Consider the following 14,661-nt stretch of genomic DNA (forward strand, 5'->3'; position numbering starts at 1 on the left):
CTGTGTCTTCTCTCTCCTGTGTGGTGGGGCCCGCCGGGGTTCCGGCGGGCGTTGCGGTCACCGCCGAGGCGGTGAGGCGGTGAGGCGGTGAGGCGGTGAGGCGGTGAGGCGGTGAGGCGGTGAGGCGGTGAGGCGGTGACGGTAAGTCAACTACGGGTGGTGAGCTCCTCGTGGCGCTCGGCCATGCCGTTGCTGCGGACCGTGAAGGCCAGCTTGCGAACGCCTTCCTGGGCCCTGCTCAGGGCCTCCTCCTGGGTGGTGCCCACCGCGCAGACGTGGGCACCGCGGGCGAAGGACCCGGTGACGCCCTTGAGACGCTTGCCCGGTTCGCGCAGCACCTCGACATCGACGACACCTTCCAGGGCGCGGGCCCCCTCCTCCCCGCTCACCTCGACGATCTCACCGACGGCGTCCGGGCACGCGTACCAGATCGCGGCGGCCCGCGGCCCGTTCTCCCGGGTCTCGGCCAGCGCGGCCCGTACGTCGTCGAGGACCTGAAGGCCGACGGCCTGGCGGGCCACCACGTCGATCAGGTCGACTCCGGTGATCCGGGCCCACAGTTCGGGAATCTCGTCGCCTGCCGGGCGCAGATGGGTCTCCACCACGTACACCTCGTCCGCCCGCACGATCACCTCGGTGTGGGTGACGCCCCGGCGCACGCCCAGGGCCTTCAGCGCGTCCCGGACGGTGCCGGCGATCCGCTGCTCGTCGGAGTCGGGCAGCGGGGCGGGCACCACGTGCCCGACCTCCACGAAGTGGTCGTCCTCGGAGATCTTCCGGGTGATGCCGGTGACCAGGTGCTCGCCGTCCTCGCTGACGCACTCCACGCTGTACTCGTCGCCGGTGACGAAGGGCTCCACCAGCAGTTCCGGCGAGTCGAGGTCCCCGGCGCCCCGGGCGCCCCAGGCGAGGGCCCGTTCGATGTCGGCGGGGCCGTCGATCCGGGTGACGCCCTTGCTGGCGACACCGCGCACCGGCTTGCAGATCAGCGGGTATCCCGCCTTCTCGACGACCTTGAGGACGCCCTCCGTGTCGTGCACCACCTCGGCGATCGACCCGCCGACGCCCGCCTCGGCGAGGACCCGGCGCATCTCGCGCTTGTCGGCCACCGCGCGCACCGTCTCGGGGCTGTGCCAGTCCAGACCGAGGGCGACCCCGATGGCGGCTGTCTTTTCGGTGTCCTTCTCGGTGAAGTTGGTGAGCCGGTCGACCGGGTCCACCGCGTGCACGAAGCGCGCGGCGGCCACCCACTCGTCGACGGGGGCGTCCTCGCGCAGCACGAGCAGCCGCTGGATCTTCTCGCGGCTGCGCAGCCGCGGCACCACCTCGGGGCGGCAGATCACCGTGGTCCGCAGTCCGGGCCAGACGTCCCGGGCCCGGTCGGGCAGGTCGCGTCCCCCGCTGACGACCAGGAGATGCTGGGGCGGCGGGTTGTCGGTCATGAAGTCCTCCTCCGAGAGGGACGTACGAATGGGCGGCACCGCGAGGCGCGGACGGCGCGATGTTCAGGAACCGGTGGTGGCGGGGACGGCGGACGGCTCGGGCTGCTGACCGGGGTCCCCGGGGCGCGGGCGGGAACCGGCCCAACTGAGCACGGCGGCAAGCGGGAAGGCCACGGCGAGGATCAGCCAGCCGACCGCTCCGGCACGGCTGAGCAGCCACAGCATCACGGCCGGCCCGCCGATCTCGGCCACCGAGAAGCCCATGTTGAAGAAGGCGAGGTAGCGGCCCTGGGCGGCATCCGGAGAGAGCGCGAACGAGATCTCCCACGACGAGGCGGAGTGGAGCAGTTCACCGGCGGTGAGCAGCAGCAGCGCCACCACCAGCGCGGCCACGGCCCAGGCCGGCACGTCCAGCACACCGCTCGCCGCGAAGATCAGGCAGGCCAGGGAGAGGAGGACGGCGGAGTGGGTGGTCGCCCGGGTCGCCGAGGCCAGGTCGTCGATGTGCCGGGTCACCCGGACCTGCGCCAGCACGGTGATGACCGTGTTGGCGGTGACCAGGACGGTGAACATCCAGATCGGGGCACTGGTGTGGTCCGCTATCCACAGGGGCAGCACCACGGTGAGGACCGCGTCGTGCAGGAACAGCACGCCGGTCGCCGCGGTCACCGCCACGAAGCGCCAGTTGCGCAGCGGCGGAACCAGCGTGTCCGCCCCTTCCTCCCCGTCGTCGGTGCCCTTGCGGGGCACTCGGACGTCGGGGAGGAGCCACAGGAGGCAGAACACCACCAGGAAGCTGAGCGCGTTGCCCAGGAACAGCACCTGGAACGCGGTCGCGGTGCCCATGTTGAGGGCGATGCCCGCGACACCGAAACCGACGGTGAACCCGACGTTGCGCAGGGACCGGACGAAGGCCATGGTGCGGTTGCGTTCCGGGCCGGTGATCAGGCGACCGACCAGGGCCTGGTTGAGCGGCTGTCCGGCACGGTCCATCACATAGAGCAGACAGGCCGTGACGAGGAACTCGGTGAAGCCCTCCACCCGGAGGTAGGCGATGTAGCCGACGGCCCGCCAGATGCTCACCAGCAGCATCATGTTGCGCGGGCCGAACCGGTCCGCCAGCCGCCCCATGGGCACGGTGGTGGCGAGGCCGACCAGGCCGGCGATGCCCAGTCCCAGTCCCAGCTCGGTCGCGGTCAGTCCGGCGAAACGGGTGAAGTAGAGCGCCGACCCGGCCAGGAACAGGCCCGTACCCGTGGAGCCGACCAGCGCGTTCAGCGCGATGATCCGGGACTCCCGGGTGGCGGGCAGCGCACCGGTCAGCCGGGTGCGCCAGGTGGTCTTCTCGGTCATGAGTCCCCCTCCGGGGCGTCAGGGAGACGGTCGGGACGGACGCCGGGTGGGGCGGCGGCGCCCGTCGTGCGGCCGGCGTCCCAGCGGGCACGCCAGTGGCGGACCAGCCCGTCCCAGGTCCCGGTGCGGCCCGAGGGCAGGTAGGTGCGCCGTACCGCCCGGGGGGCGTGGGTCCACGGCAGGGCCGGTGAGCGCACCGTCCCGAAGGCCAGTACGTCATCCGGCAGCACGTCGTCCCGCGGGATGCCGCCGTAGGGATAGGCGAACAGCCGTGCCGCACGGGGGCCGTAGCGGTGCGCGATGTCCTCCAGGGACCCGGCCACCTCGTCGCGGGCCTGTTCCCGGGGAATCCGGTCCAGATGCGGGTGGGTGCGGGTGTGAGCGGCGATCAGATGGCCGTCGTCGGCCAGCCGATCGCACTCCGTCCAGGTCAGGTGGTCCTCCCGGGGACGGGGGCTGCGCCGGCCGAGCAGTCCGGTGCAGACGAAGAACAACGCCCGGACGCCCAGCCGGTCGAGGATCGGAGCGGCCAGGGTGAAATTGTCCCGGTAGCCGTCGTCGAAGGTGATCAGCACGGTGGGACGGTCCGGCCTGCGGGCTCCGCCGTCCGGCCCGGCGAACAGATCCGCCGGGTCGTAGGGCGCGAAATCCTCGAGGACGCGTTCCAGGCCGCGCTCGAAGTCCTCCGGGCCGACCGCCGTGTAGTGGTCCACGCCGGGGTGGACGTGGTGGAAGTAGAGAACGAGTGGCCAGCCGGGGGCGCTGCTCCCGGCGGGCTGGTGCTCCTCGGCGATGCCGGTGATCAGGGGTGCTTCGATGGGTGCTGTCACCGCTGTCCTCCAGTGGGAACCGTGTCGGCCTCCAGGTCGGCCAGGCACCCGTTCATCACGCGTTCGATGGCGGCGGCCAGGTCCTCGATGCGCTGTGGCGCCCAGTGCCCGGTGGAGTACTTGAGGCTCAACTCCAGTTCTCCGCCGATGATGTCGCCCTCCACCATCAGCAGGTAGCGCTCCCGCTGGAGCGGGGAGCGGTGGGCGCCGAAGCTCTCGGCGGCCGGGCGCAGCACCGCGCCGGAGGCTCGCTGCTCCAGCCGCAGCAGGTGCCCGCGGAAGTTCAGTCGCACGGTGGGGCGCGGGCAGGCGGCGAGTGCGGCACGCTCCGCGGCCTTCGGGGAGGAGAACCGCAGCGCGTCGAACCCGTAACGGCGTTCCGGCAGCGTCGCCAGCGCGCCCAGGGTGGTCCGCAGGGCGTCGAGCCCCTCCCCCTCCCAGCGGAGCGCCACGGGGAAGGTGCTCTGCACGTAACCCACGGTGCGGGACAGGTCCAGATCCCCGACGGCGAGGTCACGGCTGTGCGCGTAGACGTCCACGCCGTGGACAGGGTCCTGGGTCCAGCGGGCGAGACCGCCCACCAGGGCGCCCAGGGCGAAGTCGTGAGGGGCGATCCCCCGGGCGGGCAGGTCGTGGGTGACCAGTCGGGTGGCGGCGGCGGGCAGCCGGAAGCGATGGGTGCGCAGCGAGGGGAGCCGGTCGTCGCCGTCGCGTTCGGGCCGCAGCCGGGCGAACTCCCCGCAGCGGGCGGCCCAGAGGGCGGCGTCCTCGCGGGCCTGCGGCGTCCGTACCCAGGCCTCGACGGCGGCGCCGACGGCGCGGGGCCCGGTCGCCGGGGAGAGCGGGGTGCTGTCGGCGAGGAGCGTTTCGAGGTCGTCGACGAGGATGCCCATGGAGACGCCGTCCAGCACGAAGTGGTGCACGGTCAGCAGCAACCGGGCGGTGCCGTCGCCGAGTTCGGCGTAGAGCAGGCCGAAGACCCGGCCGCCGGTGAGCGACATCGACCGCTGGACGTCGGCCAGGGCCTCCTCCAGGCGGGCGGTTCGCCGCGCCTCGGGGACCATGCGCAGGTCGGCCCGCCGAACCACCTGGGTGGCGCTGGGCCCGGCCAGCTCGACCGTGCCGTCGGCGTGCAGCACCGTACGCAGCGCGGGGTGCCGCAGTTGCAGTGTCTCGGCGACCGAGGCGAGCCGCTCCCGGTCCAGCCCCGTGTCGACGGCGAACAGGGCGTTGAGGCAGAAGTGGTCACGTTCGGGCAGTTCCCCGTCGTGGAACCAGCGGTGCTGTGCGGGGAGCAGCGGCAGCGGTCCGGCGGGCTCCTGGGCCGCCGCCGTCAGCGGTACGGATCGTGCCGCGGCCCGGGTGAACGCCTCGCGGGCGGTACGGCCGACGAGCAGGTCCGCGGGGCGCATGGCCAGGCCCCGGGAGCGCAGCGCGGCGCAGACGCGCAGGGCCATCAGGGAGTCCCCGCCGCGGGCGAGGAAGTCGTCGTCCGGGCCGAGGGCCGGGTCCTGGAGCAGGCCGCGCAGCAGCCGTACCACGGTGTCCCGGGTGGGCGTTCCATCATGTCCCGCGCCGCCGTCTTCGCCGTCGGTGGCGGGGGCGTCGAGGAGGGCGGCGGCGCGAGCGGCGGCGGACTTCCGGTCGGTCTTGCCGGAAGTGGTGAGCGGGACGTGGTCCAGGACGACCATCCGGCTGGGCACCAGGTAGGCGGGCACCCGTTCTCTCAGGGTGGTGCGCACCGCCTCCGGTTCGAGGGCGGGTTCCGTTCCGGACACCGCCGCGGCGAGCACCTCTCCGCCGGACGGGTCGTCGAGGACGAAGGAGACCGCCGCGGCCACCCCGGGGACGGCGAGCAGGTGCCGGTCGACCTCGTCGAGCTCCACCCGGTGGCCGCGGATCTTGACCTGGTTGTCGGCCCGGCCCAGGAACTCGATGCTGCCGTCCGGATGGCGGCGAACGATGTCGCCGGTGCGGTACATCCGGGCGCCGGGGGCGCCGTGGAACGGGTCCGGCCGGAAACGCTCCTCGGTCCGTTCCGGGTCGTGCAGATAGCCACGGGCGAGCGGGCTGCCGCCGATCCAGAGTTCTCCGCTCCGGCCGGGGCCGACCGGGTCGCCCCCCTCGTCCAGGACGTAGGCCCGGCGCTCCCCGACGGGGTCGCCGATGGGCAGGCCCGGGGTGGCGGGCACCGGCGTCCGCGGTGACAGCACCAGGGCGGTCGAGGTGATCACGGTCTCGGTGGGCCCGTAGCCGTTGACGAGTACGGTGTGGCCGAAGGGGGTGCGCCGGTGGGCGCGGACGTCGTCGGCGGAGGCGTTCTCGCCGCCGATGACGGTCATCCGGATGCCGACGAAGGACGAGGTGGGCTCACCGTCGAGCTCCCCGCAGAGCAACCGCCAGTAGGCGGTGGGTAGTTGGAGCACGGTGACGCCGAGGTCGGCGGCGAGCGCGGCCAGCGCACGGGCGTCCGGGACGCCTCCGTCGCGGAAGGCCACGGTGCCGCCGGCCGTCAGCGTCGGCCAGATCTCCTCCTGGGCGACGTCGAACCCGAGGCTGGCGAACTGCAACACCGTGTCGTCGGGGGTCAGGGCGAGCAGGTCGCCGATCGCGGTGCAGTGCTCGGCGAGTTCGTCGTGGCCGACCAGTACGCCCTTGGGGGTGCCGGTGGAACCGGAGGTGTAGATGACGTAGGCGGGCCCGTCGGTCTCTGTGCCGGCCGCCCCCGTCCGGGGTGCGGAGTCGGCCCGGGACCGGTCGAACCGGACCAGGCCGGTCTCGGCGTCGAACAAGGCGACTGCCCCGGAGTGCCGTATCAGGTGGCTCCGCCGCTCCTCGGGGGTGGCGGTGTCGATGGGCAGGAACGCGGCCCCGAACAGCCAGGTGCCGAGCATGGCGATGACCGCTTCCGGTCCGGAGGGGAGCCGGATCGCGACCACGCCGCCGGGCCGGACGCCGGCCCGCGCCAGCTCCCGCGCCGTCCCGGTGGCCCGGGACCACAGCTCGGCGTAGGTCATGGTCCCGTCCACGGTCCGCAGGGCCACCGCGGACGGGTCTGCGTCGGCATGGGCCCGGATCCGCCGGGCCACGGAGGAAGTCCGGCCGCCGGGGGTGCCGTCGGCGGGGGTCGTGGCGGTCTGCGGCAGGTCGGTCATGCCTGGTGCTCCTCGATGGGTGCGGGACCGCAGGGCTCCAGGAGCCGGCGTGACCGGGCGAGCAGTCCGTTCCGGTAGACACGGTGGCGCTGCACCACGACGGTCAGGTCCGCGGCCTCGATGGCCGCCCGGAGATCCCGGGTCGGGGTCAGGGGCTGTCCCTGGACGGAGAAGGCGTCCACATAGGGGTCGTGGAAGGCGACGTCCGCACCCGCGCCCCGCAGTTCGGCGGCCAGTGGCCCGGCGGGGGAGTGGCGGACGTCCGCCACGTCCGGCTTGTAGGTGACCCCGAGCAACAGCACCCGGGCGCCGCGTACCGGAACGCCGTCCCGCTCAAGGAGTTCCCGGGCCCGGGCGGCGACCCAGACCGGCATGGAGTCGTTTATGCGCTGGGCCTGTTCGGCCAGCCGGAAGGGGACGCCGGCCTGGGTGGCCCGGTGGATCAGGTACAGCGGGTCGACCGGGATGCAGTGGCCTCCCACCCCGGTTCCGGGCCGGAAGGCGGTGAAGCCGAAGGGCTTGGTGGACGCGGCCTCGATGGTGTCCCAGACGTCGACGCCGAGGCGGTGGCAGATCTGCGCGAACTCGTTGACCAGGGCCAGGTTCACCTGGCGGAAGGTGTTCTCCAGGATCTTCGCCGCCTCGGCCTCCCGGGGCGAGCGGGTGAGGTGCACCTGCTCGGTCAGCGCGCCGTAGAAGGCGGCGGCCCGGTCCCGGCAGGCGGGGGTGAGGCCGCCGACCACCTTGGGCGTGTTGTGGAATCCGAAGCGGGTGTTGCCCGGGTCGACCCGCTCGGGCGAGAAGGCCAGGTTGAAGTCGCGTCCCGCGACCAGGCCGCTCTCCTCAAGGACCTCACGCACCACGCCTTCGGTGGTGCCGGGGTAGGTGGTCGACTCGATGATGACCAGCTGCCCGGGGACCAGGTGGCTCCGGACGGTGCGCACGGCCGAGATCAGCGGCCCCAGATCGGGCACTCCCTGCGGGCTCACCGGCGTCGGCACACAAAGCGCGACGACCGAGCACTCCTCCAGGAAGGCGGGGTCGGTGGTGGCATCCAGCCGGTCCGACACCGCGGCCAGTTCGGCGAGGGTGACGGTGTCCACGGGCGGTCGGCCCATGTTGACCTGGGCCACCAGGAAGTCGTTGCGATCGAGCCCCCGGGTCCGGTGACCGGCCGCTGCCGCGGCGACCGCCAGCGGGAGGCCGGCGTATCCGATGCCGACGACAGCGACTTCCGCGGTGGCCGCGTGGACGGAGGCGGAGCCCGGATCCGGTGCCGGAGCCGGCGGGGAGGGTGCCGACTGGGCCGTCGGCGCGGTGGCGATCGCTTCCATCAGGGAGGACTCCCGGTAGAGGGGGCAAAGTGCGGGAACGGAGTTGCCGAGGCGGCGCGCGTGGGCGGGGCCCGCCCTCACCACCAGCCGTTGTCGCCCTGGGGACCCTTGCTCTCCTGGGCGGCCGGCGCGTCCGCCCGGACCTGTCCGGGGGTCTCCTCCACGGCCTGCGCGGCCGATCCGGCCAGCGCCAGAACCAGGGCGATCGGAATGAGGCGGTGGAGCACACGAACGGTTGTAGACATGCTTGTCCCCCGGTGAGTGAGCCGTGTCTTGTGGAAACCACGCCCCTGACCGGATTTCGGGTCGGGCGCTGGCTGGAATGCTGCTCCACTCCCGTACGGGCGTTCAACAGATGGTGGCGGCGTCCCTCCGACATGACGGAAAGACGCCAACCCCACCCTTCGTCTCACATTTCGATACCGGACGCAAAGAGAACGTCAAGCGCGCAGGTCGCACCCGTCGCTCAAGGGAACGGACTCAGGTTCCCGCGGCCCGGAAAGCCCTTGCTCCCGTACCGCACCGCGCCCGCAGGGCACTCTTTCAGTCATCGAGCAGCCCCAGCCGCGCTATCCGCAGGGCCGCCTGGAAGCGGGTCTGAACGCCCAGCCGCTCCATCAACTGGGCGATGGATCGGCTCAATGTCCTTGGCGACACACCCAGATGACGGGCGATCACTTCGTCCTTGACGCCGTCGGCCAGCATCCGCACCACCACCTGCTCCTGTCCGTCCAGCACGATCTCCCCCGCGCCGCCGCACGCCGCCGACGACGGCAGCGAGGGTGTGGCGTCGCGCCAGCAGTAGTCGTACAGCGCATGGAGCGAGCGGACCAGCGTCCGGCCGTGCAGGGCGAGCGCGCCCTGACCGCTGTCCTCGGGATCGATCGGCAGCACCGCACGGTCGTCGTCGAAGAGCAGCAGGCGCAGCGGCAGGTATTCGGCGATCCGGACCTCCCGCCCCGGACGCGCCGAGTCCGCCAAATAGGCGGCGACGTAAGGCACGTCCGCCGCCCGGCGGGAGTAGAGCGTCTCGACCCGGATGCCCCGGCTTTCCATCTCCTTGTCCCGCAACAGCATGTCATCGATCACGTGTTCGGGCGGCGGCCCGCCCGGATGCATCGACCGCATCCGTACCCGGGTCGTGCTGCCCACGTCCTCGAGGAACGCGTTCACCAGCGCCGGGGTCGGCAGGGTGTGGATGTCGACCGTCTCCCGCCGCTCCTCCGCCAGGAGGGTGTAGTCCTGCACCAGGCTGGAAATGGAGGTGCGGATCTTGGAGACGAGTTGGAGATGTGTGGTGGTCTGCCGCTCCTCGGCCGAGAAGAGCCGGGTCAATGCCGCTTCCGGAGTCACCGTCAGATAGCCGTTGGGGGACTCGGCGGCGGGTGACAGGAGCCCCAGGGCGACCAGTTCCTCACAGGCCTGCTCCGCTACTCCCGCGGGGCAACGTGCCTCCGCGGCCACCTGTTCGATGGTCCAGCCCGGATTCCGGAAGATCAGTCCGTAGATTCTGCGTCGCAAGTCAGGCTGTACGTCGTCCAAATTTCCCCCGTTCCGCGCCAATGGGCCGTCGGGGGCTCCATCACGGCGCCCACCGACGGCCCTCATGCTGGCACAGAGATCTCTTCTCGGATCCGTGAGGTCGTTCTCTCCCAATACCCCATTCTGGAAAGAGCGTTCGGTCCTATGGCATCGGTTTCCCGCCAGGAGAGGGCGGTTTCGCCGGTGAGGCGGCGGTCCACCAGGTCGGTCAGGGCGAGGTGGATCACGGCCTCGGAGCGGGCCGGGAGGGTCGTCACGTCCAGGCCCCGCCGGGGCGGCGGCCCGGACGTCTCGTGGAAGCGCAGGGTGGCCGTCGGAACGCCGGTGCGTTCGGCGGGGCGGGAGATCCGCGGCGCGCTCATACCGCCGACCGCACACCTTCGAGGCGGCTCGCAGGTCAAGCCCGGGCTGGCCGCGCGGGCCGATGGCGTCCGATGCCGGGCAGGTACCGTCCGACCCGCGCCGTGTAGGCGGTGTAGGAGGCACCGTGGACGGCCGCGAGGTAGGGCTCCTCCACCACTCTCACCTGGAGTTGGACCGCGGTGACGAGTGCGACCAGCGCCGCGGCGGCCACCGCGTTGGGGACCATGAGCACCAGGCCGACGGCCATGGTCGTCATGGCGGTGAAGACAGGGTTGCGCATGTGGGCGAACAGGCCGCCGGTGACCAGCCCGGTGCGTTCGCCCGCGTCCACCCCGACCCGCCAGGAGGCGCCCATGTGGCCCTGAGCCGCCAGGGTCGCCGCCATCCCGCCGAGCGCGACTGCCGGCCCCGCCCACCGCAGCCATCCCGGGCCGGTGCCCGGCAGCTCCGGTAGCCCGGCCAGTGCTGCCACCGGCGCCGCCGCACCGCCCAGCACGGCCAGGACGAACACCACCCCGGCCCACCAGGCGGCCGAGCCGGGACGACCGGAGATCCCGCGGAACCCCGCGTCCCCGGTGCGTCGGCGCTGCACCACCGCCCGCACCCCGAACGCGACGCCCGCCCACGCCAGATACAGCACCAGCGCGGTCGCGGCCCAGCCGTTCATCGGCCGACCTCCCCGTCGGCGCCGGGGGTGCGGCAGGCGCGGCCCGGCCGATGTCCGTCCTCGTCGGTCCGCCCGGCGGCGTGGGGACCGGGCACCACCGCGACCGGGCCGGGCGGGGGCACGACACAGCGGGCGTCCCCGTACCGGGTGTCGCGGCGGGCCGGGGAGGGCCCGAGGGATATCGGTGTCTCGATGATCATCAGCAGCAGTCCTTCTCCTCTGCGTCCGGGCAGGTACGGTCCGCTGCCACGGCCACCACGGCGGCACGCAGGTCGTCCAGGGCGTGGCCGAGGCGTTCGTCGGCGAGCTCATAGCGGGTGCGGCGGCCGTCGGGGAGGGTGATGACCAGGCCGCAGTCGCGCAGGCACGCCAGGTGGTTCGACAGCCGGGTGCGGGAGATGCCGAGCGCGTCGGCGAGGTCGGCGGGGTAGGCGGGGGCATCGCGCAGGGCGAGCAGGATGCGGCAGCGGATCGGGTCGGCGAGGGCGCGGCCGAACCGGGCCAGCACCTCGATGTCGGAGGCAACGGTCAGCGTCAACACAGCTCGACAGTACACGCGATCCTGAATTCAGGAAAGCGTGGATTATTCGTCGCGCGCAGCCCCGATGTTCCGGTCCGGGGAACTCACTGGACCGCCGCACTCCGCCCCGGCGGAGTCCACCACCCAGACGTCATCGGTCCACAGCGCGGTGTCGGCGGACGGCAGGCGTGTGGACTTCCGGATCAGCCAAGTGGCCTTGCGCAGCCGCTCGTTGCGGTCGGCCACGGTCCCGTGCGTGCGGCCGATCGCTCTGGGGCAGGCCGTCTACGCCTTGGTACGCCTGCGGATCAGTTCCATGTCCTCCTTCGGCAGCGCTTCGGCGACCAGCAGCCGCGGCAGCAGTTCCGGTTCCCGCGTCATCGCGCGGAAGGCGAGCGCGACGGTCACATCATGGTCGGGCCGGTGCACGATCTCCACCGGGTCGGCGGCGCGGATGTTCCCCGGCTCGATCACCCGCAGATACGCGCCCGGCAGCGCGGCCTGCGTGAACCGCTTGATCCAGCCGTCACGCTCCAGCCAGCCCTGGAACGTCGCACACGGAATCCGTGGGCACGACACCTCCAGGACGACATCCGGCCCGATGCGCCAGCGCTCGCCGATCAGGGCACCGTTGACGTCCAGGCCGACGGTCGAGAGGTTCTCCCCGAAGACGCCGTTCGCCAGCGGCCTGCCCAACTCGGCCTCCCACCCGTCGAGGTCCTCCCGGGCGTAGGCGTAGACGGCCTGGTCGTAGCCACCGTGGTGCTGCACGTCATAGACCCGATCGCCGACCAGACCGACCTCCCCGGTGCCCTTGGGGCCGGGCGCGATCACGGCGACCGGGCCGTCGACGGGCCGCTTGTCGATACCCGTGGCACCAAGCCCCTTCCACGGGTTGATGCGGGGTCTGCCGATATTGACGGAGAGCAACTGCATGGAGGCGACGGTATGGTCCGATGCCCCGAACGGCCACATATTTCCTGGCGGCTGACGCCCTTGCGAGGTGCGCGGCGCCGACGCGGGCGCCTGGCGGCCCCGGCAGCCCAGTCGGTTGACCACTCAACCGGGCGACGGCGTCAATGACGTGTCAGGTCATCGCCCCCGACGCGTCGGGGCGCCAGGATCGTCGGCACAGGGAGACCGACCCGAAGGACCATGCCATGCCCGCCTACGTCATCGCCCACCTGCGGGACGCCGCCCCGCACCCGGAGATCGCCGAGTACATCGAGCGCCTCCCCGGCACCTTCGAGCCGTACGGCGGCCGTTACCTCGTGCACATGACGCAGCACGAGGTGAAGGAGGGAAGCTGGCCCGGGGCGGTCGTGATGATCGGCTTCCCCGGCATCGCCGAGGCGCGGGCCTGGTGGCACTCCCCCGCGTACCGGGAGATCGCACCGCTGCGCTCGCGGCACATCGACGGCGACATCATCCTGGTCGAAGGCGTCCCCGACGGCTACGACCCCGCTGGGGCCGTACGGGCCGTGCGGGAGGCCGCCCTGTCCGCCGAGCAGCCGTCCGCCGAGTAGCCCTCGGTCGTCGGGCCGGGCGGAGCACGGCAAGCCCGGGGCCACGCCGACAGCCCTTCGCCCCGAGGCGCACATGCGGCTCCACGGCATCGACCGGGCTGCACGGCAGGGGGCGGGAGCGGCCCCGGGGAGCAAGGTGAGTGCCGTGCGGAATTCCATTTCCGAGAGCCCCATCGACATCTTTCCAAGAGCCCCATCGCCATCTTTCCGAGAGCCCCATCGACATCCGGATGCTCGGCGAGCTGCCCGAGCCCGAGCGCCTGGTCTCGGTCACGCCGAAGTGGGTCCTGGACACGGCAGGACGACGGACCAGCCATACCGCACCCACGTTCCGGGAGGCCGCGCGACCGGCGGCGGCAGCGCGTGATGACGACGCTCGCCGCATTCCGACACCTACGTGACGCCTTCCGCGCCGACCCGGAGTTCCGTCCGGGCCGGCCGCGCAGTAGAGGGCGTTGACCCGGCCGTCGGCGTCGAAGTCGAAGGGGATGGTGACGGTGGCGATCACACGTCTCGGACCGCCACTTTGGCCCGGCTTCCGTTCGAGACCGCCCGTCGGCCGCGGTCGGGGCGCCCGACGCGTGGCCGGGCTCGCTTCGGAGACGGGCCTCGGGCATCCCGAAGGCATCGGTCATGACCTCGGGCCCGTTGTCTTCGCCCCGCCGGCTGGTCCCCCAACACCCCGGCCCGAGGCATGGATACCGGGAACCCTTGACGCCCCACTCCCGACCATGCAGGATTGCCGCAATCAGAATCGGCCCCATGCAGAAGTTCGGGATTTTCAAACTTAAGAATGCAATGATTCCGAAGGCCGGGTGCGATTGAGAGATTCGGCGCCTGGCGTTCCACCTGCCCGCCGCGAGGCGCGGGGGCACGAGCACGGCAATGAATGCGGAGGTGGAGGGCATATGGCTCTCTCCCGGATGGATCGGTCCCTGGTGGTCGCCCTGCGGCGCTCGCCGCGCGCTTCCTATGCGACGCTCGCCGCCGAGACCGGCGCGGACGAACGCACGGTGCGCCGCTCCCTGGAGCGCCTGCGCGAAGACGGCACCCTCGCCTTCTCCGCCTCCGTCCTCTTCGAAAACGCGCGCGGGTACCTCGTCGCCCAGCTGGAGCTCAACTGCCGCCCCGACGCCGTCGACACCGTGGCCCGTGCCCTGGCCGACCGGGACGACACCCGGTTCGTGGCGGTCACCACCGGCGGCGCCGATGTCGTCGCCGACCTCACCGTCCCCGACACCGAGGCCCTGCACGCCGTGATCACCAGCGAACTCAGCGCCCTGGAGGGGGTGTCGGCCATCCGCACCCAGATCGTGATGCGACTCCTCTTCACCGCTGTCGACTGGGACCCGGACGGCCTGATCAGCGACACCCGGCGCCGCGCCACCCGGGGCGAACCCGCGCCCGCCACATCTCCGCTCGACGCCACGGACCTCGCCATCGCCGCAGCCCTGCGCGAGGACATCCGCGCCCCGCTCTCCCGCGTCGCCCGCGATCTGGACATCCACGAGACCACGGTCCAGCGCCGCCTCAATCGCATGCTCCACGGCAGAGCGCTGCAACTGCGCGCCGACGTCGAACCCGCCGCTTTCGGCTACGCGGCGGAGTCCCGCTTCACTCTCAGCGTCCGTCCCGCCGACCAGGCCGCGGCGCTGCGCACCCTCGCCGCCGACCCCGCCCTGCGCGCCTTGTACGTGGTGACGGGACCGGCCAGCATCCTCGGCTACTCCGTACATTCCTCCCTCGCCGAGATGCACGACCTGCTCGACGGTCCGCTCGCCGGTATCTCCGGACTGCTCGGCTGCGACCTCGCCGTCGTCCTGCGCGCGTACAAGCGCGCCGGCATCACTCTCTGACCCGGCGAGCCCGTGACCCGGCGAGCCACCTCTTCCGACCGAAGACCCACCCGACACCACCCCGCACGAGGCG

At 72.2% G+C, this 14,661-nt stretch carries 15 protein-coding genes; 2 read left to right on the top strand and 13 right to left on the bottom strand.

Annotated elements, in window-relative coordinates; all coding sequences use genetic code 11:
• Positions 1-146: 146 nt before the first annotated feature.
• From ACIHCL_RS25350 to ACIHCL_RS25410, 13 genes are all read right to left on the bottom strand, one after another.
• Entirely contained in the window at positions 147-1,442 is a 1,296-nt protein-coding gene (locus ACIHCL_RS25350; protein WP_399865054.1) for an ATP-grasp domain-containing protein, read from the bottom strand.
• A gap of 63 nt (positions 1,443-1,505) precedes the next feature.
• The gene (locus ACIHCL_RS25355; protein ID WP_399865057.1) at positions 1,506-2,795 is read right to left on the bottom strand and encodes an MFS transporter; all 1,290 of its coding nucleotides are present in this window, start codon (positions 2,793-2,795) and stop codon (positions 1,506-1,508) included.
• Entirely contained in the window at positions 2,792-3,625 is an 834-nt protein-coding gene (locus tag ACIHCL_RS25360) for a polysaccharide deacetylase family protein (RefSeq protein WP_399865058.1), read from the bottom strand. The genes ACIHCL_RS25355 and ACIHCL_RS25360 overlap by 4 nt, the downstream gene beginning before the upstream one ends.
• Complete coding sequence (locus tag ACIHCL_RS25365) at positions 3,622-6,780, bottom strand: amino acid adenylation domain-containing protein (RefSeq protein ID WP_399865060.1); 3,159 nt, start codon at positions 6,778-6,780, stop codon at positions 3,622-3,624. The genes ACIHCL_RS25360 and ACIHCL_RS25365 overlap by 4 nt, the downstream gene beginning before the upstream one ends.
• Complete coding sequence (locus tag ACIHCL_RS25370; RefSeq protein WP_399865062.1) at positions 6,777-8,114, bottom strand: nucleotide sugar dehydrogenase; 1,338 nt, start codon at positions 8,112-8,114, stop codon at positions 6,777-6,779. The genes ACIHCL_RS25365 and ACIHCL_RS25370 overlap by 4 nt, the downstream gene beginning before the upstream one ends.
• Positions 8,115-8,191: 77 nt before the next feature.
• Positions 8,192-8,359 carry a hypothetical protein gene (locus ACIHCL_RS25375; RefSeq protein ID WP_399865064.1) on the bottom strand — a complete coding sequence of 56 codons (168 nt, stop codon included), beginning with the start codon at positions 8,357-8,359 and terminating at the stop codon, positions 8,192-8,194.
• 298 nt (positions 8,360-8,657) lie between these two features.
• Positions 8,658-9,635, bottom strand: a complete 978-nt coding sequence (locus ACIHCL_RS25380; protein WP_399865066.1) for a LuxR C-terminal-related transcriptional regulator — start codon at positions 9,633-9,635, stop codon at positions 8,658-8,660.
• An 83-nt stretch (positions 9,636-9,718) separates the two neighbouring features.
• Positions 9,719-10,018 (bottom strand): hypothetical protein, encoded by a 300-nt coding sequence (locus tag ACIHCL_RS25385; protein WP_399865068.1) that lies wholly within the window; start codon positions 10,016-10,018, stop codon positions 9,719-9,721.
• Between the two features lie 35 nt (positions 10,019-10,053).
• The gene (locus tag ACIHCL_RS25390) at positions 10,054-10,686 is read right to left on the bottom strand and encodes a methyltransferase family protein (RefSeq protein ID WP_399865070.1); all 633 of its coding nucleotides are present in this window, start codon (positions 10,684-10,686) and stop codon (positions 10,054-10,056) included.
• Positions 10,683-10,886 (bottom strand): hypothetical protein, encoded by a 204-nt coding sequence (locus ACIHCL_RS25395; protein ID WP_399865071.1) that lies wholly within the window; start codon positions 10,884-10,886, stop codon positions 10,683-10,685. The genes ACIHCL_RS25390 and ACIHCL_RS25395 overlap by 4 nt, the downstream gene beginning before the upstream one ends.
• On the bottom strand, positions 10,886-11,218 hold the full coding sequence (locus ACIHCL_RS25400) for an ArsR/SmtB family transcription factor (RefSeq protein WP_399865162.1): 333 nt from the start codon (positions 11,216-11,218) through the stop codon (positions 10,886-10,888). The genes ACIHCL_RS25395 and ACIHCL_RS25400 overlap by 1 nt, the downstream gene beginning before the upstream one ends.
• Before the next feature lie 51 nt (positions 11,219-11,269).
• Positions 11,270-11,452, bottom strand: a complete 183-nt coding sequence (locus ACIHCL_RS25405; protein WP_399865073.1) for a hypothetical protein — start codon at positions 11,450-11,452, stop codon at positions 11,270-11,272.
• Between the two features lie 39 nt (positions 11,453-11,491).
• The gene (locus ACIHCL_RS25410; RefSeq protein ID WP_399865075.1) at positions 11,492-12,142 is read right to left on the bottom strand and encodes an MOSC domain-containing protein; all 651 of its coding nucleotides are present in this window, start codon (positions 12,140-12,142) and stop codon (positions 11,492-11,494) included.
• Between the two features lie 224 nt (positions 12,143-12,366).
• Between ACIHCL_RS25410 and ACIHCL_RS25415 the strand changes: the two genes are divergently transcribed.
• Together ACIHCL_RS25415 and ACIHCL_RS25420 are read left to right on the top strand one after the other, a co-directional pair.
• A complete protein-coding gene (locus ACIHCL_RS25415) occupies positions 12,367-12,732 on the top strand; it encodes a DUF1330 domain-containing protein (RefSeq protein ID WP_399865078.1) in 366 nt (121 codons plus the stop codon).
• 908 nt (positions 12,733-13,640) lie between these two features.
• A complete protein-coding gene (locus ACIHCL_RS25420) occupies positions 13,641-14,588 on the top strand; it encodes an Lrp/AsnC family transcriptional regulator (protein ID WP_399865080.1) in 948 nt (315 codons plus the stop codon).
• The last annotated feature ends 73 nt before the right edge of the window (positions 14,589-14,661 follow it).

It is taken from the genome of Streptomyces sp. NPDC052042, assembly GCF_044548345.1.
Taxonomy (GTDB): Bacteria; Actinomycetota; Actinomycetes; order Streptomycetales; family Streptomycetaceae; genus Streptomyces.

Coding starts and splice junctions, on each gene's coding strand:
- ACIHCL_RS25375 (WP_399865064.1), bottom strand. CDS start 8,359: ATGTCTACAACCGTTCGTGTGCTCCACCGCCTCATTCCGATCGCCCTG.
- ACIHCL_RS25365 (WP_399865060.1), bottom strand. CDS start 6,780: ATGACCGACCTGCCGCAGACCGCCACGACCCCCGCCGACGGCACCCCC.
- ACIHCL_RS25350 (WP_399865054.1), bottom strand. CDS start 1,442: ATGACCGACAACCCGCCGCCCCAGCATCTCCTGGTCGTCAGCGGGGGA.
- ACIHCL_RS25370 (WP_399865062.1), bottom strand. CDS start 8,114: ATGGAAGCGATCGCCACCGCGCCGACGGCCCAGTCGGCACCCTCCCCG.
- ACIHCL_RS25395 (WP_399865071.1), bottom strand. CDS start 10,886: ATGATCATCGAGACACCGATATCCCTCGGGCCCTCCCCGGCCCGCCGC.
- ACIHCL_RS25385 (WP_399865068.1), bottom strand. CDS start 10,018: ATGAGCGCGCCGCGGATCTCCCGCCCCGCCGAACGCACCGGCGTTCCG.
- ACIHCL_RS25410 (WP_399865075.1), bottom strand. CDS start 12,142: ATGCAGTTGCTCTCCGTCAATATCGGCAGACCCCGCATCAACCCGTGG.
- ACIHCL_RS25420 (WP_399865080.1), top strand. CDS start 13,641: ATGGCTCTCTCCCGGATGGATCGGTCCCTGGTGGTCGCCCTGCGGCGC.
- ACIHCL_RS25415 (WP_399865078.1), top strand. CDS start 12,367: ATGCCCGCCTACGTCATCGCCCACCTGCGGGACGCCGCCCCGCACCCG.
- ACIHCL_RS25355 (WP_399865057.1), bottom strand. CDS start 2,795: ATGACCGAGAAGACCACCTGGCGCACCCGGCTGACCGGTGCGCTGCCC.
- ACIHCL_RS25390 (WP_399865070.1), bottom strand. CDS start 10,686: ATGAACGGCTGGGCCGCGACCGCGCTGGTGCTGTATCTGGCGTGGGCG.